The organism is Lysinibacillus capsici (assembly GCF_003367505.1).
Taxonomy (GTDB): domain Bacteria; phylum Bacillota; class Bacilli; order Bacillales_A; family Planococcaceae; genus Lysinibacillus; species Lysinibacillus capsici.
Window position 1 is genome coordinate 82,152 of record NZ_PXXX01000003.1, and the last position, 24,198, is coordinate 106,349.

Sequence of the window (24,198 nt, forward strand, 5' to 3'; positions counted from 1 at the left end):
TTTGAGGATGGAAGTAGAACTAGTGGATAATAAAGGGGAGAACACCCTCGTTAATGTGATGAAAGATGAAATAAAAAAAGGCTCAAAAATTGCAGTTGCTTCTGCCAAATTTAGTATGAACGTCTTTCAAGCACTAAAAAAATCGTTAGCTAAAGGGGATTCTTTTCGCTTTCTCTATACAGAGCCAACATTTTACGAGCAGGAAATAGATGATAATCATCAGTTCAAGTTGGTTGAAAGAAAAGGCCAGCAACTCCAGTTAGAAGGAAATCAGTTTGAAATTCCGTTACGTAATCAAATGCAATCAAAACAAATTGCGAGAGAATTATCGGAATGGATCCGTCAACACGCGCAGTTTAAAACAATTTTAGGAGAAGTTTCTTATCCTAAGCAAATTATGATCCAAGGTAAATCCGATGAAGATATTTTTATTCAATCAGAAATTGAATTTACAGCAGACGGATTAGGTGTTACGCCTTCGAACCGTCAAGCAAGCTATACGGTCATGAAAGAAACGATAGGTGTGACCCAAAACATGCTCGCAGAATTTGATCGTCTTTGGCAGGATGAAACAAAATCGAAAGAAATTACAAAAGAAGTGTTACAGCAATTAGATGTCTTTCAAAAGGAAAATTCACCAGAATGGCTTTACTTCGTCACACTTTATAATATTTTCTCTGAAAATTTAGAAGGCATGTCAGAGGACAATATTATTAAGGAAGGGACGAATTTTAAAGATTCTGTTATTTGGAACAAGCTTTACCCATTCCAACGTGATGGTGTAATCGGCATGATTGATAAAATGGAAAAATATAATGGCTGTATTTTAGCGGATAGTGTCGGTCTAGGAAAAACTTTTTCTGCGTTAGCCGTTATCAAATACTATGAACTACGAAATGACCGCGTACTTGTTTTATGTCCAAAGAAGTTGCGAGATAATTGGGCAGTTTACACACAGAACGATAAACGAAACGTGCTAAGTGATGATCGCTTTAACTATGACATTTTGAATCATACGGATTTAAGTCGTGAAAGTGGAACATCAGGAGAAATCCGTCTAGATACGATTAACTGGTCAAATTATGATTTAGTTGTAATCGATGAATCCCATAACTTCCGTAATAATAATGCGCGGAAAGGGCGATTGACGCGTTATCAAAAGCTAATGCAGGAGATCATTAAAAAAGGTGTAAAAACGAAGGTGCTGTTACTATCTGCTACACCTGTAAACAATAAAATGAATGATATTAAAAATCAAATTGCTTTCATTACGGAGGATCAAGATACAGCATTAAAGGCACAAGGTATTGAAAGTATCGAGCAAACATTACGTTCTGCACAAGCTGCGTTTAACCGGTGGACGGCATTACCAGCAACAAAGCGAACAACAGAAGAATTTTTAAATATGGTAGAGCAAGATTACTTTCAGTTGTTAGATTTATTAACGATTGCACGTAGCCGTAAGCATATTGAAAAATACTATAATGTACAAGATATCGGTAGTTTCCCTACCCGTTTAAAGCCAATTTCTATTAAGGCTGATGTGGACACAGAGCAAAAATTCATTAATATGGCTGAGGTTAATGAGCGTTTAGAGTCACTAAGCTTCAGCATTTATCAGCCGATGAAATATGTTTTACCTCATAAACGAAAGCATTATGAAGAGTTGTATGATACGAAAGTAAAGGATGGCCAAACGACTTTTAAACAAACGGACCGTGAGTTTGCGGTAGCAGCATTAATGAAGGTGAACTTGTTTAAGCGTTTAGAAAGTTCTATCCATTCATTTAGATTGACGCTCGAAAAATTAGTGGTACGTATTGAAGGCACACTCCAAACATTACAGCTTCAAAATCAGCAATTCTATTCGGAACAGTATGAGGACACAGCAGAGCTTGACGACGAGCAACTTGAAGCGATAACAGTCGGCAGTGACAAAGTACAAATCCAGTTAAATGATATTGATGCGCTAAAATGGGCAGGCGATTTGAGGGCCGATCTAGCAACATTGCAAGAGCTTTTACAGCAAGCAACGCAAATTTCTACAGACAGAGATGCCAAATTAGAACATTTAGTCAATTTAATTCAACAAAAAATAGAACAGCCAATTAATGAGGGCAATAAAAAGGTAATTATTTTTTCAGCCTTTGCTGATACGGTTAAATATTTGCACGATAATTTGGCAGAACGACTATTAAAAAAACAGCTTCATTCTGCATTAGTTGTCGGTAGTGGGGCTAATAAATGTACATTAAAAGGTGTGCGTGTAAAAGATATTAACGACATACTAATCAACTTTTCACCGAAATCAAAAGAACGTCATAAGGTGGACAGTAAACGTACAGAAGAAATTGATATACTTTTTGCGACTGACTGTATATCAGAAGGTCAAAACTTGCAGGACTGCGATTATTTGATTAACTATGATATACATTGGAATCCCGTACGTGTCATCCAACGCTTTGGACGAATTGATCGAATTGGTTCAACGAATACACAAATCCAACTCGTCAACTTCTGGCCGAACATGGAATTAGATGAATACATCAATTTAGAAGAGCGTGTAAAAGGACGTATGAAAATCTTAAATACATCGGCTTCAGGGGAAGAAGATATTTTAGATACGTCATCAAAAGAAATGAATGACTTAGAATATCGTCGAAACCAATTAAAAGCGCTGCAAAACGATGTGTTAAACTTAGAAGATGTTTCAGGAGCCATTTCCATCACCGATTTAACATACACCGATTTCAAAAGCGATTTAAGCACCGCACTAAAGTCGTATAAAAAAGAACTTGCCGTTGCTCCAAAAGGTTTGTATGCGGTAGTAAGTAATGACACTATGCCAGAAGCTAAACCAGGTGTTATTTTCTGCTTTAAACAGTATAAAGAGGTAGCAGTTGAAAGTAATAGCCTAGCTCCATATATTTTATTATATGTTACAGATACGGGCGAAGCATTTATTCATTACACCCATGCGAAGAAAGTTTTAGACGCCTATCGTAAATTAACGCTTGGTAAGCAGCAACCAGATACAGCCGTAGTTCAATTGTTTAATGAGGAAACAACTGATGCAACGAATATGGAGCAGTATCAGGATTTACTGAAGCAAGCAATCGATATAATTAAAGATAAGCAAGAAGAGGTTGGCTTTGAAAGCTTGTTTAGTTTTGGCGCCAATACATTACAAGCACAACTGGAACTGGACTTAGGTGACGATGAAATTGAACTCATTTCATTTTTAGTTGTAAAGGATGAAGCGGTATGAATGAAGTGCAATTATTAAAAGCAACCCACTTTCCGAAAGCAACGCAAATCATGAAAACGTTGCCGTATAATCAATTGGAAAATAAGCTAACATCCGCGCAGAAAAAAACCATTTCTGAGTATGTTGTATCAAGGGGAATCCGTATTTTAGCGACAATTCAGACGAGCAATACAAATATTCCTGTATTTGAAAGTGAAACAGAGCGTTATGATTCCATCGTTTTTTTAGCGATAAATGTCAAGGATTTAAAAAAATCAGCTTTAATTTATAAAGTGTTTATGAGCATTATGCCAAATCCACTTGTCATATTATTTTGGGACGAATTGAAAACAAGGTGGGTCTTTTCAACACATGAAAAGAAGAAGGATGGTTTCTTAGCGAGTAAATCATTATATGAAATCCAAGAAGGGGTTTCTTTAGTAGCGGTTGAAAAGGGCTTGCGTTTTGATATTTTTGATAAAACAAATTTAAAAACGTTGTATGAGTCATGGGTTGAACGTATACTTCAGCTGGAGCTGCAAGCACGCTATAACGTTTACACAACCGTGTCATTAAAAGATAATTTGTTAGAAAAGCTTGTTGCAATGGATGAACAAATAAACGACTATGTAAAACAAGCGAAAAAGGAATCACAGCTGAATAAGCGTGTGGAGTTGCAGCAGGCGGTGAATAAGATAAAAGAACAAAAGGCCAAGCTACTAGAAGAAATAATAGAATAAAGAAAAGCCCAATGTCTGCTACGCAAACAATGGACTTTTTAACGCAATATTCACCAAGATCTGCTACACAAATTATGAGTGAATATAGTAATTTACATTTATGGTTCCATTATAGTACCATAATATTCAAAAAATCTATTGGAGCTAAGAGATTTTGCAGGACTAATAAAATTTATAAGGGGCAAAAGTAATGGTGAATAAAATGAATGGTGAATCGATCGATTTGACAGTACGGAACATCGAACAATTAAAAGAACTATTTCCAGAAATCTTAACAGATGGTGGGAAAGTCGATTTTGATATGCTAAAGACGCTATTAGGTGAAGTGATAGATACAGAAAATGAACGCTATCAGTTCACATGGCATGGTAAGAAAAAGATGATTGCAGGTGCGCAAAAGCCTTCAAAGGGTACATTACGTCCAGTACCAGAAAAGAGTAAAAACTTTGATACAACAGAAAATCTTTATATTGAGGGCGATAACTTAGAAGTATTGAAGCTATTGCAAAAATCATATAACGGCAAAATAAAAATGATTTACATTGATCCACCTTACAATACAGGTAAGGATTTTGTATATAAGGATAATTTTAAAGACGGAGTACAAAATTATTTAGAGCAAACTGGACAAGTAGATGCTGAAGGAAATGTGCTTTCAACGAATACAGAAAGCAATGGGCGATTCCATACTGATTGGTTGAATATGATTTATTCTAGAATTAAATTAGCTAGGAATTTATTAAGTAATGATGGCGCTATATTTATTAGTATTGATGATAATGAGATTACCAATTTGATGAAAATTTGCGATGAAATATTTGGGGAGAATAATTTTTTAGCAAATATTGTTTGGCAAAAAAAATATGCTGCGACCAATGATGCTAAAGGATTTTCTACTACACATGATTATATTTTAGTGTATCAAAAGTCAAATGATTTTAATAGGAATTTACTACCGCGAACTGAAGAACAGAATAAGCCGTATAAGAATAACGATAATGATGGAAAAGGTTTATGGAGAAGTGATAACTTGTTGGTGAAATCATTTTCTAAATCAGGTGTATATCCTATAGTGAATCCCAATACAGGTGTTGAATATTTACCACCAGAAGGAAGCTGCTGGAGAGCAAGTAAAGAAACAATGGAAATTTGGTTAAATGAAAATAGAATTTATTTTGGAAAAGACGGGAAGGGAGCGCCTCAATTAAAACGTTATTTAAATGAAGTACAACAAGGTAGGGTTCCGATAACTTGGTGGAATTTTGAAGAAGTAGGGCATAATGATGAAGCAAATAAAGAAGTAACAGCATTATTTAACAAAAAGACACCTTTTGATACACCTAAACCAACTAGGCTTATTAAAAGAATTTTACAAATCGCAAGTTACAAGGATTCTATTATTTTAGACTTTTTCTCCGGCTCGGCAACGACTGCTCATGCAACGATGCAATTAAATGCTGAAGATGGTGGGAATCGTAAGTTCATTATGGTACAGTTACCCGAACAATTAGATGAAAACACGGAAGCATATAAAGATAGCTACCGTACAATTTGCGATATCGGAGAAGAACGTATTCGCCTATCTGGAGAGAAAATTAAAGCTGATTTAAAAGAGAAGCAACAACAGGCAGGTATGTTGGATGGAGATGTAGTTGATCCAGAGTCATTAGATATTGGCTTCAAAGTATTAAAGCTAGACACGTCTAATATTCGCGAATGGAATTTAGATTTTGCTGATTTAGAGGACAAACTTGATTTATATGAAACACCATTTATTGATGGTCGTTCAGAGTTAGATATTGTGTATGAAATTATACTAAAACAGGGCCTTGAGCTGACTTATCCAATAGACACGTTTGAAGTGAATAGCCAAACGGTTTATGATATTGCGTTCGGCAGCTTATTTGTATGTTTATCGCAAAAAATCAATGCAGATATCGCGAAGGCGATTATTGAACGTCGTAATGAACAAGGTACAGAGACAAGTAGTGTTATTTTCAGTGACGCGGGCTTTGAAAATGATTCGAATAAATTGAATTGTATAGAAATCTTAAAAGATGCAGGTTATCCAGAAGATAACTTGTTGACACTTTAGAGGTGATACAATATGAAAATTCAATTTGATGATTTAACGTATCAAACGGATGCGATTAATGCAGTATTAGGTGTATTTGAAGGGCAGCAAATTCGTAAATCGGAGTTTACCATTATGGATCAAGATGCACAGGGCAAGCTTTTTGGCGAAAAAGGGGTCGGCAATAAAATCGATATTTCCATCAGTAAGCTTCTTCAAAATGTGCAGCAGCTCCAAATTAACCAAGGTATCCCGATTGCAAAGGATATTCCCGGCGCATTCCCTCAATTTAATATTGAAATGGAAACAGGTACTGGTAAAACGTTTGTTTATTTGAAATCAATTTTAGAAATGAATCGTAAATACGGATTCACGAAGTTTATCATTGTTGTCCCTTCTGTTGCGATTAAAGAAGGGGTAATGAAAACGCTTGAAATGACACGCCAATATTTTAAAACACAAATGCAAGGTCAAGTGTACCGTTCATTTATGTATGATAGTTCACAGTTAAATGATGTACAGGCCTTCGCAACAAGTGATGATGTGGAAATTATGGTTATTAACATTCAAGCCTTTTCAAAAAGTACGAAAAACAATGACAACATGAATATTATTTATCGTAATGATATGGATGCGCTGTACGGTATTGCACCAATTGAATTAATCGCTGAAACAAATCCAATCGTTATTATTGATGAGCCACAAAGCGTGGATAATACGGAAAATGCACAGGCAGCCATTGCAGCATTAAATCCATCTGTTGCTTTCCGTTTTTCTGCAACTCATAAAAACAAAAGTTACCCCTTAATTTATAAGCTTGGTCCCTTAGAAGCCTATCAACAAAAGCTTGTAAAACAAATTGAGGTAGCGGGTATTAAACGTTCGATTGATGGTAACGAGGCGTACTTAAAGTTAGTGAGCATTAAGGCAACGGCTAAAACGATTACGGCAACTGTTGAAATGCTTGTAAAAAATAAAACAGATATTGAAAAGAAAGAAATTAAGCTCAAGCAAGGTGATGATTTATATATAAAGTCCAAGAGAATTGCTGCATATGAATCAGTTGGCTTTGTGAAGGATATTTCAGCGGAACCAGGCAATGAATATATCGAGTTTTCAGGTGAACCTTCAATGATTCGTTTAAGCCAATCACAAAATGAAGATTTAGAAATTAAGCGTGGTCAAATTCGAAAAACGATTGAAGAACATTTAAATAAAGAATTGAAGCTCAACGATCAAGGTATTAAAGTATTAAGTTTATTCTTTATCGACAATGTAGCAAATTACCGCCAGTATGATGATGAAGGCAATGAGCTACTTGGCATTTATGGTCAAATTTTTGAAGAGGAATACAAAGATGCCTTAAAGTCCTCTAAATATAAAAAGCTTCGTGATTATGAGGTATCTGTGCAAGAGATTCATAATGGCTACTTCTCAATTGATGGCAAAAAGAAAGTAAAAAATACATCTGGATCGTCAAAAGAGGATGAGACAACATACAATATCATCATGAAAAATAAAGAAGATTTATTGACGATGTATGATGAGACGAAGGGCAAAACAAAAGCCGCGCATAAGTACCGCTTTATTTTCTCGCACTCTGCTTTAAAAGAAGGATGGGACAACCCAAACGTCTTTCAAATTTGTACGTTAATTGAGTCTACGGACACAATTACAAAGCGCCAAAAAATAGGACGCGGGCTTCGTATTGCGGTTAATCAAGACGGCGAACGTGTACCGGGCTTTGAGGTCAATACATTAACGGTGATGGCGAACGAAAGCTATGATGAATTTGCGAAAGGTTTGCAAACTGAATACGAAGAAGAAGGTATGGAATTTGGTCTCTTTAAACAAGATATTTTCAGTTCATTAGTCATCGAAGTCGATGAACATACTGGCATCAAAACGCCTCTTGGACACGAAAAGTCAGAGCAGCTTGTCGCTTATTTAAAAGAGCAAAAGTACATTGATGAGAAGCATAAAGGGACGGTAGCACTCGCTAAAGCGATCAAAGAGGAAACATTTGATATTCCAGAAGCGTTTAAAGAGCTTGCGCCTGACATGAAAGAAAAAATCATCGAAGCAATTGAATTAAAATTTAATGTTGAAAAAATCGAGATTAAAGATAATGATAAAAAGGAAAGTGTGAAGCTAAACAAAGAAGCACTTTCTGGCCCATTTTTAGAGCTATGGGAACGCATTAAATATAAAACGAATTATACGATTCATTTAGATTCGGACAAGTTCATTAAACAAGCTGCGGAAAAATTAAATGATGAGCTAATCGTTCGTATAAATAAGCTAGAATTTGAACGCCACAAAATTGAAACTACTGAGGCCGGCATATCAACGGTTATGGAAGAATCGACAGTATTTGCAACGACTGAGCGAGAATATGTAAAAGCGCCAGATATTTTAACTTTCTTACAAAATGAAACGAAAATAAAACGTAAAACGTTAATTCAAATTTTAAAAGATAGTGGCACGTTATCTGATTTCAAACGCAATCCTCAAACTTATATGATGGAAACGTCTCGGATTATCAATGCAGCTAAGCGTATGGCAATGGTGGATGGCATTAAATACGAAAAATCAGTAGGCGATGAATTGTATGATCAATCGCTATTTATTAAAGAAGAAATTGAAACTTATAGCGATAACATTGTACCTGTAAGTAATAATCGTTCGCCATACGATCATATTATTGTTGATTCATCCGTAGAAAGGGAATTCGCAGTGGCCTGTGAGCAAGATGCAAATGTGAAGTTTTATATTAAGCTACCTGCTGAGTTTAAAATTAAGACACCGCTCGGAATGTACAATCCTGATTGGGCATTAGCGCTTGAAAAGGATGGTAAAGATCATTTGTACTTCATCGTAGAAACAAAAGGAAGCATTGCCGCAGAAGATTTACGTCCAACTGAATTAGCTAAAATTCGTTGTGGTGAGAAGCATTTTGCTGCAATTGAAACAGGAATTACATTTAAAAAAGCAACACAATTACAGGAAGTTTACTAAGGGGTATTGAGCATGGCTGAAATTAAGTATGAAGTAGTCGAACACATCGGTGTTTTATCAGAATCAGCAAAGGGTTGGAAGAAAGAGTTGAACCGTATTAGCTGGAATGGAAATGCACCGAAGTTCGATATCCGCGAATGGGCGCCTAACCGTGAGAAGATGGGGAAGGGTGTTACATTGTCGGAGGAAGAGTTTAACGAACTGAAATTATTATTGAAGAATTTGTGAAATAAGAACTTTAAGCATACTGATTTATGTCAGTATGCTTTTGTTTTACAAATATTACTATATAATTAAGTGAATAGTATTATATATCTATGAAATAAGGGTGTGAATTTTATTGGAGATAGAAGTTGGTAGCCAAGTACAATTAATTACTACGCAACAAGTTGGTGTTGTTATAGACATTATTGAAAGACGCGGGCAATATTTATATAAAGTATCTGTTGATGGCAATATTAAAACAATGCAATCTAAATTTTTTGAATTTTTCGTTAATGAGGAAGTGTTAATTTATAAAGAAATAGACGAGGCTCGTTACGGTAACTTGCGTGATTTTGAAATTTTTCAAACATGGACTCGATTAAGGAAGCCCTATGAAGGAAATTTATACAGTTATTTAAATAGTAAAACAGTTTTTAATCCGTTTCAATTTAAGCCGTTGTTAAAGTTTTTGCAAGGGCAATCGATGGAAAGGTTATTTATTGCAGATGAGGTGGGTGTCGGCAAGACGATCGAAAGTGGCATTATTATTACCGAAATGCTTGCGCGAAAAAAAATTCGTTGGCAAAAGCCCGTCATCGTTATTTGTCCAAACATTTTAGGGCCGAAATGGCAAAAAGAAATGCGTGATCGATTTAATTTGACCTTTCAATTGCACAATAAGGATTCCTTTAAGTTGTTGTTAAAAAACATTGAGACTAATCAGCTCCAACCACATCAAATGTTCCATATTGTTAGTATGCAAATGTTAAGAAGTGAGGAAATGCTATTGCAATTAGAGGAACTGAATAGCCAGATACAAGAAGCGATTTGGTCTCTAGTTATTATAGATGAGGCACATCATATGAGGAATAGTGGGACGAATAGTAACCGCTTAGGACATTTGATAAGTACTTTAAGTGAAATGCTCGTCATGCTTTCTGCAACACCATTAAATTTAAAAGACGAGGATTTATTTCAACTCATGCATATTTTAAATCCTTATCTGTACCCTGATATTCAATCGTTTTCAGCGCTAATTGAACCAGTAAAAATATTGAATCGATTCATGCAGGACCTTCTACTTAGTGATATATCGCAATTTTCATCCATGCAATCTCAAATGTTAGAAATAGATAAGAAGATGAATGGTTTGTTTATGAAGCATGAGCAAATGCAGCAATTATATCGAAAATTGGGTAGAAATATTCCGTTCCAGCCTAAGGAAATAGCCCAGTTTGAAAAAATTCTGAAATTGTTTAATCCTTTAGAAGCAAGTTTTACAAGAACATTAAAAAAAGAGGCCTTTGAACAAGTCGTGGTAAGGGATGTTATGAAAGTTCCTATTTATTTTACACAAGAAGAAAATGAAATTTACGAAGAAATTATCGCCTTTGCAACTGAACAATATCAATTTAGGGGTGGTCATCCAAGTGCAATAGGATTTGTAACTAATTTACCACGAAGAATGGCAACTAGCTGTTTACCTGCAATGAAAGAGTATTTAACTAGAGGGTTTTTAACAGGGAAAATCGATTTTAATGAATCGCTTGAAGATATTGAAGATGATTCTATGTTTGATTATGACATTTTACCTCAACATTTACTGACTCGTTCTCAAGAAATTTGCAGAAAAATTGATGCTCTAGTTACAGACACAAAATACGACCAATTACTGATAACGATTAATCGTTTATTTGAAGTTTTAGAAAATAAGCAAATAATCATTTTCTCATTTTTTACGAAAACAATTGATTATTTAAGAAAACGCTTAGAAGCAGATGGTTTTTCAGTTGGTGTGATTACAGGACAAACACCTTTAGTAGAAAACGGTGGTCATCTAGGGCGTTATGAAATTATTGAAAATTTTAAGCAAAAGAAATTTAATATTCTACTTGCAAGTGATGTTGGTGGAGAAGGTTTAGATTTTCAGTTTTGTCAGGCGATGTTAAATTATGATTTACCTTATAATCCAATGAAAATTGAACAACGTATAGGACGTATTGATCGTTTTGGTCAGCAAGCTGAAAAAGTGTTTGTAGCTAATATGTATCTAGCAAATACGGTTGATGAGCGAATATATGAATTATTGTATGAACGAGTAAACCTAATCCATGAGAGTATTGGAATGTTTGAACCCATTATAGGAAAAGAAATTGAGGATCTGCAACAAGACTTAATAAAAGGTTCATTAACTGAAGCTCAACAGCAGGAAAAAATGAAAACATTACTACTAGCTGTAGAGAAGGCCAAAATTGAAAAAGAACAGTTTGATTTACAAAGAAATGATTTATATGGGGATGATTCATTTAATTCCATCATAAGTGGGATTACTAAAAGAAATGACTTTTTAACACCTAGGGATGCAGCCAAAATCACAGCCTTTTATCTTGATATGAACAATATCGAATTTGAATGGCTGGACGCTGAGCGGCTTAAATTTACATTAACATCCACTCTATTGGAGCAGTTAACAACATTTTTAAGGAAGCCAGGAAATGAAGGGCATCAAGAAGAAATGGCTTCGATATTAAAGAGTAAAAAACTTATTTTTCAATTCAATGGGAGTAAGTACAATGAATTACTAGAAGTTTTTATACCAATTACAGGGTTCTGGATTCGATTTGTATTAGCCGAGTTAGAAAATAGGTCCGCTTTATATCGTGTATTTAAATTTGCTGTCACTTCAAAGGACATTGGTCTGGAAGTAGGAAATTATTGTATGCCAATTTTTAATATTGAGGTGAGCGGTGTTCATGAATTAAATCATATTGGAATTGTGCCAGTTTGTGAGCAATCAGGTATAGCAGTTGATGTTGATTTTCTAGAATTTAGTAAACAATTGTCTAATACTAAAGAAATAGAAAATCTGGGTTTGAATTTCTTTACACCTGATGAAGCGATAGCGGAAGGTCAATTTGTGATAGAAGAATTTATGGGAAATTATCTCGGAGAAATTCAGTTTGAGCAATCAATATTAATTGAAACCCGTATTCAAGCAATCGAATTAGGCTGTCAAACACGTGTCAAGCGTCTTGAACAAACACTTAACGATTATCTTGTAAGCGGGCGAGCGGATGAAAGATATTTAAGAATGTTAAATGGTCAAATAGAAAATGAAAAAAATAGGGCAAATGAGAAAATTAGATCATTAAAGGGAAGTCAACAAATTGCATATACAACACAATTAATCGGGCTAATCGATCTTGTAGTGAAGGGAGAATAAATAGATGCAAAATCCAGCCGAGTTTGAATCGAAATTAAGGCAATTAGAAGAACAATTTTTTGAAGCAAAACCTGGTAAAGAGGCCCTTGAATTTTTAAGAATTCGAAGGGAATTTGAAAGTCATGTTCCAGGCTATATGAATTCACTAAAAGTTTTATCAGATACAACTTATGAGGATAGAAAGCACTTTTTATTAGAGCTTATTCAAAATGCAGACGATGCAACTTATGATACACAACCAGCTATTCATTTTAAAATTTATAATGATTATTTTGCGATTTCATATAATGAATCTGGATTTAGTATGCAAGATATTTTTGCAATTACTGATACAGGTGGATCTACGAAGACAACGAGTAAACTAGGTGCAAATTCATTCATTGGTGAGAAGGGTATTGGGTTTAAATCCGTCTTTGCTTTAGCTAAAGAAGTTCATATACATAGTGGACCATGGCATTTTAAATTAGATAATAAATCCTATATAGTGCCTACTATTCTTGAAAATGAATCATTTACAGAGGGTACAGAGTTAAAGGTATATTTCAAAGAAAGCGAAAGTATTGAAATTATTGCGGATGAATTAAGAAAACTTTTGTCGGAGAGATTGGAATCATTTTTATTTTTACAACAGCTGACCCATTTTATTTTGAGTGATTATCGAAGTAACGAAACAAAAACATATACGTTAAATATTGAGAAAAATTCAGACCTCATAAAATTAACTGCAGAACCAGTAGGTATTGAACGACAATATTTAGTTTACGAGGATGAACTAGAATTTTCACCTGATTTAGTAAAGTCTCGTTGGGAACGCTTAACAGCTGATAAACCGCTGAAACGAACACTGAAGATGGCTGTATTACTAAATGCATACAATCTCGGAATAGAAGAAGGAAGGTTATTTTGCTATTTACCGACAGAAGTAACTTTACCAGTACCAATATTTCTACAAGTTGATGGACATTTAAAGGCCGATCGAGAGCGATTGCATGATCCGCAGGCAAATGAATGGAATCGGTATTTATTAGAATATTTACCAACATTTTTTAAAAAAGCATATTCACAATTACGTTTTAATAACTCAATACAATATTCATTTCCAGATTTAATACCTATTCAGAAAGGCGGATCGCAGCTTGCACCAGTCCTTGAACGTTTTATGGAAATATTGAAGGAAATGGAATGGGTTAAGACTAGCTCAGGATGGAAAACACCTAAACAAACGGTATTAGCTACACCGCTATGGTCTGATATGTTTAGTAAAGATGATTCTCTACAAGGTCACGCAGAGAAAAGTATTTATCGATCATTTATTTCTGAGGATTGGCAAGGAATTTCACGGTGGGAACCTGTTTGGAAATTTTATAAAATTGAAGAAATTGATATTACCCAAAGCGTAATTACCTTAGAAAAGAGGCCGCTAAGTTCAGAAATTTTGGGAGATGCTTCTTTATTAACTAAACTGTATCAAAAACTGTACGATGGCATTCGATCTTATTATTCATGGAGTGATATAAGAAGCAGAATAAAAAATGCATTGATTTTTCCAATTGAGAATCAGGGCTTTAAAGCATTTTTCCAATTAAAAAATGCTTCTAAAATTTATTGGCTTTCAAACCGAATGAGAAGAAATCATGGTTTGCATTTAATTAATGATATAGCAATTATCGATTATAATTATACAATGCAACCAACTTCCATAGATGAGCCTGAACAGCAGCTGATAGCAAAACGAAATGAAGCATTAAGAATGTTATTGAAAGAAATAAAAGTGGAAGAATTGAATGAGGATACAATTTTGCGATCTATTCAAATCCCATATTTAACGAGGCAATATGAAAAATGGACTAGAGAAATTGTAGATAATCGTATTCAAGTGTTGTTCACTGTATTTGACGCTTATCGCGCGAAAAGGTCAAGTAAGGATGAAAATTATTTGAAAGTATTGGCAGAGCTTCGGGAGATGAAGGTTCTTGTTGATAATAAGTACATGAAAAAACTTTCAAATGTGATTTTACCAATTAAATTGCAGCTGAAAAATGGTGACGACGCTTACAATAATTCGGGATTAATTGAATTTGAATTGCCAGGATATTGGTATATACCCGAATCAAAAATTGAACAAAGCGGTGAACGATTAGACCAGTATTATATGGAAATTCGGGACTTTCTAGTTTCATGTGGTATTGCTAATAGTCCTCAATTCTTTTTCAAAGAAATGAAATATGATACTGCTGCTGATTTTTATAATGCTAATCCTAAGCTATTTGGAGATTGGAAAGAAAAAAATAGTAACGATTATACTAGTAGAAACTCGATTACTTTACAAAATGTTATTTTAGATCAAGCAACTAGAGAGCTATTTATAAATGAAAAAGCAACAATTGAAGTCGAACAGCGTTTATATCAGGTATGGCAAAAAAATTATTTAAATCACATCGGCTATATTGAAGGTAGTAACTATAACGAGCCGACACCACCTGGTTTTTTAAAAACAATGTACCATAGACAAAGGTCGGAAAAGAAATTACTGCTGGAAGATGATCTTTGGGGTGGATTGGATTCTTATTTTATTCCGTTAACTACTGAAGATGAACGATTAACGAATGCTTCAAAAGCATTCCGATTAAAATCCGTTAGAGGTTTAAATAAGGCGTTGGATTTTTGGGATATTGTGCATGAAAGTCCAACAAAATATAACACTTTCTATTTAGAAACTTTAAAAGTGAAAAAACTTGCTATAAAAGAAATTAATCAAGCATGGCGAGTAGCAACACCTGAACAATGGGACGATTTATTTGCAGCTACAAATGAACTTGCAAATAATCAAGTTGACTTAACAGAATTGCGAATTATTGATAAAAATACTCGACAATTGAGATCGATTTTTGATTTTAAGCTAGGAGCAGAAATTAATGAAGCAACACCTTATATAGAGCAACAATATGGAACAGTTGGTAGGTCGTTAGGCGAAAAACTACAATTACAAATGGATTCAGAAATAATTCCATTGTTAGAAAGTTTAGAAGAATTTTATTTAGATGAACAACAATCTATTGAAGATAAAAACCAAATTATTAATTATGTTATTAAACAATTTGAGTACTTAAATAAAGAGGATCAATTGGCTTTATTAGCTCAGCAGTTAACTATAAAAAAGCGTCAAAAGAATCCACAACAGCTGCATTATGTTTGTAATAATTATAACCTTTATCAATATATTCTGGAAAAAGAATACAGTATCGTTCACTTAGAATGTGATGCTCAAAAAGAAGTCATATATAAAAATATTGCAAGTGAATTTTCTCTGAGAAATGTTGAAGATTATGGAAAAGTATCAGCGGATGAATATTCATTATTGACCGAAGAAGAAAAATCGATATTAATTCAACTATTTAAATCGCAGTTTGAAGAATTAGATTTTATTGAATCATCCAGATTAAAGCGTTTGTTCGATCCTTATGGTGGTATTGAACAAGTCGTCGAAAACATTGTTTATACAAATAAAATCCATAAAAAGATTTTTGAATTCGAGATTAATAGCAGTTTGCCATTATACGATACGAGAGAGAAAAGATTTTATGTTGAAGAAAACTTACACGTTTTTGAAATAGCTGCTCAATGGATAGCATTTCTTGAATTTTCACCATACAAAAGTACGTTAAGAGATTACGAATACTATTATAAAGAAATTATTAAAAAAGAACAGGCTGTAAAAAAATCTAAGAAATCAACCGCTTCTTTAAAAGAAAGCTCAGCAACCAAAGAAGAATTAAACTTAGAAGAAGAACCAATTGTTGTGCATGAGCAGCAAAGTAAAAAATCAATTGAACATAAAGTAGATCATGAAGAAGCTTCAGATAAAGTTGTTAAAGTGGTCGTAGAAGAATCTCTTGACGGAACGAGTACAGAAGAAAATATCCAATCCGTGGCAAACTTATTAATGAATGCATTACAACGTGAAAAAAACGGTGAAGTTGCGGCTACATATGAACCATGGAAAACTGCAACAGATCCAGAACAGCATTTAGCTAGTATAGCCATTTTAAAAGAACGTACTACTGAACAATTAAAAGTTGGTTCAGTAAAAAAAGAAGTAAGAGAACGTGCGAAAAAAATAAAGTCAAATATACAATACGTTGATACGACTGCACCTGACCCAAAGAAATATTTAATTCAAGAGTATGAAGGTCGCTGTCAAGTTTGTGCTACGCGTTTAATGATTGGACCTAGTCAATATTATATCGAAGTATATCGTTTAGTAGAATACAAGGAAGGCCATGCGTGGCATAATCAACCATTTAACATTTTAGGTCTTTGCCCGAACTGTCATGCACTTATGAAGCACGGACAGCAGTTAAATTTAACAGCTATTCTTGATGAAGCAAAGGCTTTTTTATTACAAGAAACAGCTCCACAAGAAATAGAATTATATAACGGGGACTTCTATGACATCCCGTGCGAAATTAATGGAGAAGCGAGTTCAATTGTTATTTCGCAGCAACATTTGAATTATTTTGCGATGTTGATTGAGGTAGATGAAGAATAGGTAGCTGAAAAAGAAAAAAGATTCATTATAAGGTATATCAAATCTTATATAACAAAAATTAGGCGTATCATTTTATTGGTACGCTCATATTTAAAAGTTTTTGTATACTGCTAGATTATATGATGATAAGGATAGTAGGGGGAAATTATGTCGCAAAAATTACAAGAAATTTTGTTAGAAATTAACCCAAGCTTAGCTGAACTTACACAAGATATCGAAAAGCTTATTTTTGTTTCACCAAGAGCAGCAATGCAAACCACGCGCACTATGGCGGAAACTTTAGTTCGTGAAGTGGCAAAATTGGAAGAGCTTGAAGGCAGCGAGTTAAATTTTGGCGAATTACAAATGAAGTTAAAAAATGAAGGCATCCTTACAACCACTACGGATAATGCCATTCATTTCGTGCGTCGTCAAGGAAACACTGCAAGTCATGATGGGATGCGGAAAATGCTTATACGAGAGGCATTGACAGGTTGGGAATATCAACATGTGATTTTGACATGGTTTATCGAAACGTATGCTTCACCAGATATTGAAGTGCCAGAATATATGGAGCCAGTGCCTGAGAAGAGTGCTGGTGATCGTGATGATTTAATTAATCATATTGAAGCATTAATGCAGACCTTTGTACAAAAACAGCCGTCGCAAGAAAAGGTTGTTGTCGAGCAAAAAGTTAGTCGTAAAATTTATTATAAAGATCAATTTATTGAGGTTCCGAATTTTTTACGTGATGCCTTTTTATTACCGCAACGTTTCCCAAAGTCTACTACGTTTTTAATTCGTTTAAATGGCGAGCAGCAGGCACGTATTATGAGTGAACTCCCGTATCAACTGGATGGTTTACATCAGCATGTTAAGCGCTTTAAAGAAGCGAATGATGCGTGCTTTTTCGAGGAATTGCAATTATTCATTGAAGAAGAGGAAAAACGTAAAATTCTGATGGAACAGTACCAAGGCGAAATTTTGCTATTTTACAAATCAGATTTTGTTATTTTAACAGAGGCTTTAGGTAATATTGCCTTAACGAAGGATAACTTTCCAGGTCAAACCAGCTTGCTGAACTCGTTGCTAGAGCAAGGGTTCCAGCATGTGAGGGATTTCCCGAAAGAGCTAGTATTATTAGGTAAGTACCGAAATGTCGGTGAGACGGCATTAGCGAATTTGTTTAACCAGTTGAAGGTAAAATCTATGGAGCCTATTCCAAGTGAAATTTAGTGTTTTTTTATCGTTCTTTTTGTACGAAGCTTTTTTAAAGTTTCTAAAATACTTTCTGAATGATTTTTATTAATGATATTAGTAACCACTTTCGGCTTTATTGGTTAATCTGATCACGAAAAAACTGCACCAGCAATTATTAGATGTGTCAAACAATTGCGTTGCAGTTCATAGGTGAATTTTAAAGTTTTGTAGAAGGCCATTGGAATTGATTTTTGTAAAATTTATTTCTAAGTCGCTTTAAATCAGTTTCCCAAATTGTGATTGCAACGGAATCTGGTTTTCTACCTTTTAAACGTTTAGTATTAGTAGCTAATGTATACGCCACATTTTTTAACCCGAATTGTCTAACGGCTTTGCACAGTATATTCCATTTTGTATTTTTATCTAATTCATGATGGTAGCCTAAAGATTTTAGATTGCTTTCTTGTTGTAAAAGTATTACCTCCTGATGTTGATGAATTAGAAATTTCAGTAGATGGCCATTTAAAATCGGGATATCCAGAAAATTTTAAATGTAAGGGTGAGAATTTCTCTTTATATGTTACTAAATCTTTTTCGGTAATGTAGGCTTTACTGTTTTTCGAATCAACCAAGGTTATTAAATTGTGCTAAAAATAGATCTTCATAGTTAAATAAATATGTCATACCAAAATAAATAAGCAAGTTCCTTGTCGGTTATTGTATATATTTTATATAGTTCCTATCAATAGTAACTATATAGTTGAGCAGTTAGCAGATTATGAATTAGTTAAATCACACAGCAATCACTTCAACTCTGTAACGATTGCTGTGTTTTTATTATTACATGAAAATTTTCGGGTTGATAGTTATAAACTGTTTACGGCCAGAAACGCCAGCATATTGAAAGCTGATATAACCTTTTTTGTTCAGATAACGTAATAGCTCATTTAGATTAGCGGCCTTTTTAGCGATTCGTCGTGATTTTTTTGACACGCTTTCACGAGAAATGTGAATCACCTCTTCCTCTTTTACTAAAAATTGCATGATTAATAAAAGCGTATTTGCCTTTACACAAAGTTCTTCTGATTGATGGATTTGTTGCAATTCTGGCCAAACTTCCTCTGTAGTTTTTAAGTTATCGTCAGCATCTAAATAAAAGAAGTGCTGATGGTTTAATTGCAATGATTGAACATCAAAAGTTAGTCGTACGTGGTTCATAGCGACATTCCTCCCCAAAATTTTTAATATTCTACTACAGGATTTTTCATATTCGAATAGTGAATTACGATAAAATAAATATTTATTTTGAGGAATCTGCTCTAAGAATTTTCAAAGTATGAAGCTAAGATGATTAAAAGAAGAAAAGGAGATGATTGCAATGCTAAAAAAAGAGCATTTCATTCAGAACAAATTAAACAGTAATTCAGAAGAAACACAGTTGGAAGATACGTTTCAAGCAGAAGAAAAGCAAGTTGTAACAATCAGAGAAGTAGTATCATTATTAAATGAAAATGAAACAATTGAGCATGTTGCACAAAAGTTAGAGATGCGTACAAATGTATTAGCAAGCAAATTAGCTAACGCAGCTGTTAAGTTGAATGAAGAAAGTAAATGGGTATATCTTGGGGAAAATGAAAATGAGTCATTAGCACGTAATATTTATAAAAAAATTTATGTGAAGCCCTATGATCAAAAATATGTTCAATCAAGTGAGAATGTAGAAAATGATAGGGAAAATGAAAAGGTAGCGGATTTAGATTACGAATTATATAAAGACAGCCTGAATGTAAAAGCAACAGTAGATAAAAAATCCGTGTTATTTGAAGAAAAACTTTATGAAGAGCTAAAAGAATTGAGTCAAAAAAAATCGATTAAAGTGAGTAACCTGATTAATACATTAATCAAAAAAGGACTAAATTACTATGATTTAAGGTAAATAGTATCCCTCTTGCACTCAACGTGAGAGGGATTTTTTAATGCTATTTAAGTGGCACACTGAAATGGCAATTAAACTTAAATATTCACTTTAAAAGCAACACACACTCTAATTAAACAAAAAGCAACGATTAGTAATTATTTTAAATGTATTAATGGCGATATTTTTAGTGTTTTTGAAATGCTGTTAACACTTACTGGTTCAAGGTTTTGGCGGGTTTAAAGGGTTACCCACAGAGAGTGTAACCCGTTTGTGCCTTCAAGGTAACCAATTTTATGAAATTGCCTTGATTTTCAAAGTGCTATTGAAGTCCTTGCAAAATCCTGTTTCACGGAAATGAAGTAAAAAAGATGGTTCATAATTGAACCACCCTAAATTGTTATCTCAAGAATACTGCTATATGGAAGCTGCTTTTTACTTTCGTTGAATAATTTTGGAGTGTCATATTTGCCAATGAAGTTTGAGAGAGAAATGAACAACATATTAGATGTATCCATCGCGAATGCATTTTTTGAATTAGCTTTATTTTTTCTAAGAATATCATTAGAAAATTCGCCAGTATCGAGATATACTACCAAAATTTTTGTGAAGCGATTAAAGTATCGCCCACTATTAATACCTTCAGCTAAAATAGCTAATTGTTCACCTTTTTTAACATTACCTTCCTCCATAAAGAAGGGAATTAGTAATTGAGCAGTAGAATGTTCACGATTTGTGTATACTAATGTTTTTTCGGGGATATATCCATCTTGCAGAAAGTATTTTTTTTGTAGTATTAAATCTTTATCTAGATAACCAAATACCCAATCTGAAAATTGTAAGTCTCTTTTCTGGATAAAAGCATCAACCAATTGAAGAAGCAAGAAGCTTTCATCCGGAATGAATCCTGCAATTTTTCTGAAAAATGCTTTCAAAAACTCAGTAGCTCTACTGAATTTAATCACATACATTTCAAACTGCCAATTTTTAAATTCTGAAAAACGTGCAATTTCTTGTTTTACATTAGCTATACGTGTTGTACAATTCTGATAAGCTCGCGTTAAAACAGAGTCTTTACGATTATCTACCATTATAAATAAGACATGATAGTTTGCTGAGTCGATTTCTTTCTTGTTAAGCTGTGGCTGCAATCGTGATAACTTTCCCTCGAAAGACGAATCATTCCCACTTTTCGGTTTCCGAATTTGCTCATTTCCACAGTCAATCTCTAAATGCAGGTAGTGTCCTTCTATTTCGAAGAGCCAATCTGCAATGACTTCTGTATCTGTTACCTTATAAGGATTAATTGATGTTAGTAAGGTTTTTTCATATTCTATAATAGTGTTATCATATTTTGTAAAATGTATTAGCTTATCTTCACCAAGGTGTTTTGTTTTATAAATCAAAACAGGGTCTGTTAGGTTGTTTAAAGAAACATTAGGCTGAATACCAACAAAATATAAGCCTTTAGCGTGATAAATTTGAGCGTTAGTACGTTTGCGATGATTAGCTATTACATCAAGTACGACCTCTCTAATTGCTAATGCATGATCAGGTTTAGCCAGATTAAATGATTTTACTTTAGCTTTATCATTAACATAACCTAATTTTTTTAATACTGTTAAGCCCGCATTTGCCAATGAAATAATAACAACAGAATGACCTGATTGCAGTGGAATTGATTTCTTTTTAATTAGTCCAGCTTGTAGCCATTTGCCTGTTTTTTTTCGAAAAGTAGCCGGATGAACTAATTGAACGAATGAATAAAACTGATACATTTGCGGCTGTGATAAAAAGTTATGCTCGTTTAAAAAAAGTAGGGCTTGAATTTCTGGATAACCCAATTCAACGCGTTGCCCTTTGTTGTTGTAAATGAAATGTACTTTAAATTCTTTTGAATTCATGATGATTTCCTCCGTTTTAGGTTAGCAAATAGTTTTAAGCACACAATCGTTTGCTAGTTAAATAGCATTGATAGTGAGCTTGAGGCTCTAATATTTTATTTGGCTTTACACATTATAGCCTCGTGAAAACCATATTCTAAGTACCTATTTAAAATGGGGATTCTCCAATTTAAGGACGTAATATTGCACATGAAGCAATAATTAGTTTTTTTTAAAAGTATTTTATTTGTGGTTTTTATCAAGGGTTTATTTTTGAATTCTTTTTAATGTACATTGCTTCTCGTAGTATAATCAACGATGCTTTTAATCGATCAGCAGTTGAAGCCCTTGATAGATAAGGCTTTATAAGCAGTTCTGGTGGGAGCTTTTGATTTCCTAATGGGTTTTGCTATGGGTTTTAAAATGGGGTTTGATATTAATTTTGAAATTGAATATGTAATAGGTTTTTAAACCGCCGTACACCATTTTAGGGATTATCACTATAAAAATCCATTAGCAGATAAATCCATCAGCTATAGTGGAGCAATGGAATTTGCGGATTTTGACATGCAAAGTATTGTTTGAAAGATTATCTAGCATCTTAAGGAGAGTAATTTTATATGCAATTAAGTGAGGGGGTTGCACATAAGGTTAGTTGACCTTTGTGCTTATTGATAAAATGCCGGCTAGACTTAACTAACTAGCACATACAGAATGTCGAAATTCAGGTGAGTGTAATTCTTTGTTGCCTGTCTAGTATGGGGTAGCCCAACCTTCAAAATGAAGGCTGGCTATAATATTAACTTATTTAATTTTTATAATATGGTATGATTTTTAATTCCTTCGAATAGTTCATTTTTAATTCAGAGTCAATATAATCTCTTCTGCGAATTATTAAATTAGATATTTCGTAAAAAAATGTATAAGTAATTTTAAGATTTTGTTCATTAATAATTTCAATTTCTTGAATGGCCTCATTCAAAATTCTACATATGAATTCGTTATTGTAAAAGTTATCAAAACGATAGCGTAAGTTACCTTTTTCAATAAGTTTATTTCCACTTAATGCAACTTCTATTAATTTATAATGTTGTTCCGAAAGATGGTTTTTAAAGCAAAGCAACTGCTCTTTAGATAAATTGATAACAAGATTTCCTAATACATCATTATCAGAGTTTACCCACTTTATAAATTTATGGAGTGCATCAATTAAATCAATTAATATTGTATTAAAAAAAGTATCAAAATCAAACGATGATTTAACTAAAGCCACTTTGTTTGAGACTTTATCAATTATTGTATATGTAACTAAAGGACTATTAGCGAATGAATCATTCCCTAATAAAAAAATTCCATTAATATAATCGTTTTTATTACCCATTTTCCACCTCTAAAAATGATATTAAGTTAGTGAGTAGATCAATATAACTTTGCCTTACTAAATCCTAACTTAAATACTTCAAATATTTTATGTTCGGCATAACATTATAGCCATCACTTGTCTTCATAGCTTTAAATCCTATATTCATATCTTGAGTAGACGTAAATATTTTTTCATAATCATTATCTAATTTGAAAATTATAAAATCATGTTTGGGATTGTCAATTTTTTTATAAAAATATTTTATAAAAAGCTTTCTCATCACTAAATCATCATAATTTAACTCGAAATTCCCTTCAGAATCTAGGCGATTCTTTGCGTCAGTTAACATGATAGCTAACAAATAAGCGTCATCATGTTGTAAACATTCAAAATTTAATAATTTTTTTGGTAATATGATTTCTTTGCCGTTAATATTAATTTGATTAGTTATTTCTGATTTATTTATCTCAAAATTGAAATTGAAAGGTATAAATAAAGCTGAAGAAACATCATATCCAGCATCTCCTGCTCCAGAATTAAATAGTATATTCATTAAATCTTCTAAATCAGGATCTATAAATTCTCTTATTAATTTATTCGAAGTATTAAATTTATCAATAATTTTATTTGAAATATTGTTATTAATATTAAACCAGACAAAATCCTCATCAATTTTAATTGGATTTTTATAATCTATAAACAAAGTAAAGATGGATTGTATTCCATTTAACTTTTTTTGATATATTTCATTATTTTCAAATTTAGATAAGTTCCAAGTCATTTTTGATATGTCGTGTTTACAA

At 33.4% G+C, this 24,198-nt stretch carries 13 protein-coding genes; 9 read left to right on the forward strand and 4 right to left on the reverse strand.

Annotated elements, in window-relative coordinates:
- The first annotated feature begins 7 nt into the window (after positions 1 to 7).
- The 8 genes from C7B89_RS01480 (at position 8) to C7B89_RS01515 (ending at position 18,270) form a co-directional block, all read left to right on the forward strand.
- A complete protein-coding gene (locus C7B89_RS01480) occupies positions 8 to 3,268 on the forward strand; it encodes a helicase-related protein (protein WP_115673028.1) in 3,261 nt (1,086 codons plus the stop codon).
- The gene (locus tag C7B89_RS01485; protein WP_115673029.1) at positions 3,265 to 3,987 is read left to right on the forward strand and encodes a DUF4391 domain-containing protein; all 723 of its coding nucleotides are present in this window, start codon (positions 3,265 to 3,267) and stop codon (positions 3,985 to 3,987) included. The genes C7B89_RS01480 and C7B89_RS01485 overlap by 4 nt, the downstream gene beginning before the upstream one ends.
- A gap of 190 nt (positions 3,988 to 4,177) precedes the next feature.
- Complete coding sequence (locus C7B89_RS01490; protein WP_244205540.1) at positions 4,178 to 6,082, forward strand: site-specific DNA-methyltransferase; 1,905 nt, start codon at positions 4,178 to 4,180, stop codon at positions 6,080 to 6,082.
- A gap of 12 nt (positions 6,083 to 6,094) precedes the next feature.
- The gene (locus C7B89_RS01495) at positions 6,095 to 9,079 is read left to right on the forward strand and encodes a restriction endonuclease (RefSeq protein ID WP_115673030.1); all 2,985 of its coding nucleotides are present in this window, start codon (positions 6,095 to 6,097) and stop codon (positions 9,077 to 9,079) included.
- A 12-nt stretch (positions 9,080 to 9,091) separates the two neighbouring features.
- Positions 9,092 to 9,307 carry a YdbC family protein gene (locus C7B89_RS01500; RefSeq protein ID WP_115673031.1) on the forward strand — a complete coding sequence of 72 codons (216 nt, stop codon included), beginning with the start codon at positions 9,092 to 9,094 and terminating at the stop codon, positions 9,305 to 9,307.
- A 112-nt stretch (positions 9,308 to 9,419) separates the two neighbouring features.
- Positions 9,420 to 12,506 (forward strand): DEAD/DEAH box helicase, encoded by a 3,087-nt coding sequence (locus tag C7B89_RS01505; RefSeq protein WP_115673032.1) that lies wholly within the window; start codon positions 9,420 to 9,422, stop codon positions 12,504 to 12,506.
- 4 nt (positions 12,507 to 12,510) lie between these two features.
- Positions 12,511 to 17,055, forward strand: coding sequence for a sacsin N-terminal ATP-binding-like domain-containing protein (locus C7B89_RS01510; protein ID WP_115673033.1), 4,545 nt, complete (start codon positions 12,511 to 12,513; stop codon positions 17,053 to 17,055).
- 147 nt (positions 17,056 to 17,202) lie between these two features.
- On the forward strand, positions 17,203 to 18,270 hold the full coding sequence (locus tag C7B89_RS01515; RefSeq protein WP_115673034.1) for a DUF4145 domain-containing protein: 1,068 nt from the start codon (positions 17,203 to 17,205) through the stop codon (positions 18,268 to 18,270).
- Between the two features lie 804 nt (positions 18,271 to 19,074).
- Here the strand turns inward: C7B89_RS01515 and C7B89_RS01520 are convergent.
- Entirely contained in the window at positions 19,075 to 19,452 is a 378-nt protein-coding gene (locus C7B89_RS01520; protein ID WP_115673035.1) for a hypothetical protein, read from the reverse strand.
- Positions 19,453 to 19,612: 160 nt separating this feature from the next.
- Here C7B89_RS01520 and C7B89_RS01525 point away from each other — a divergent pair, with 160 nt between their 5' ends.
- Positions 19,613 to 20,170 (forward strand): hypothetical protein, encoded by a 558-nt coding sequence (locus C7B89_RS01525; protein WP_115673036.1) that lies wholly within the window; start codon positions 19,613 to 19,615, stop codon positions 20,168 to 20,170.
- A 371-nt stretch (positions 20,171 to 20,541) separates the two neighbouring features.
- On the opposite strand, the gene C7B89_RS01530 is transcribed toward C7B89_RS01525, so the two are convergent.
- From C7B89_RS01530 to C7B89_RS01540, 3 genes are all read right to left on the reverse strand, one after another.
- On the reverse strand, positions 20,542 to 22,053 hold the full coding sequence (locus C7B89_RS01530) for a hypothetical protein (RefSeq protein ID WP_115673037.1): 1,512 nt from the start codon (positions 22,051 to 22,053) through the stop codon (positions 20,542 to 20,544).
- 787 nt (positions 22,054 to 22,840) lie between these two features.
- Positions 22,841 to 23,413 (reverse strand): hypothetical protein, encoded by a 573-nt coding sequence (locus C7B89_RS01535; RefSeq protein WP_115673038.1) that lies wholly within the window; start codon positions 23,411 to 23,413, stop codon positions 22,841 to 22,843.
- A 64-nt stretch (positions 23,414 to 23,477) separates the two neighbouring features.
- Positions 23,478 to 24,198 (reverse strand): hypothetical protein (locus C7B89_RS01540; RefSeq protein WP_208644721.1); only part of this gene is annotated, 721 nt, incomplete at its 5' end.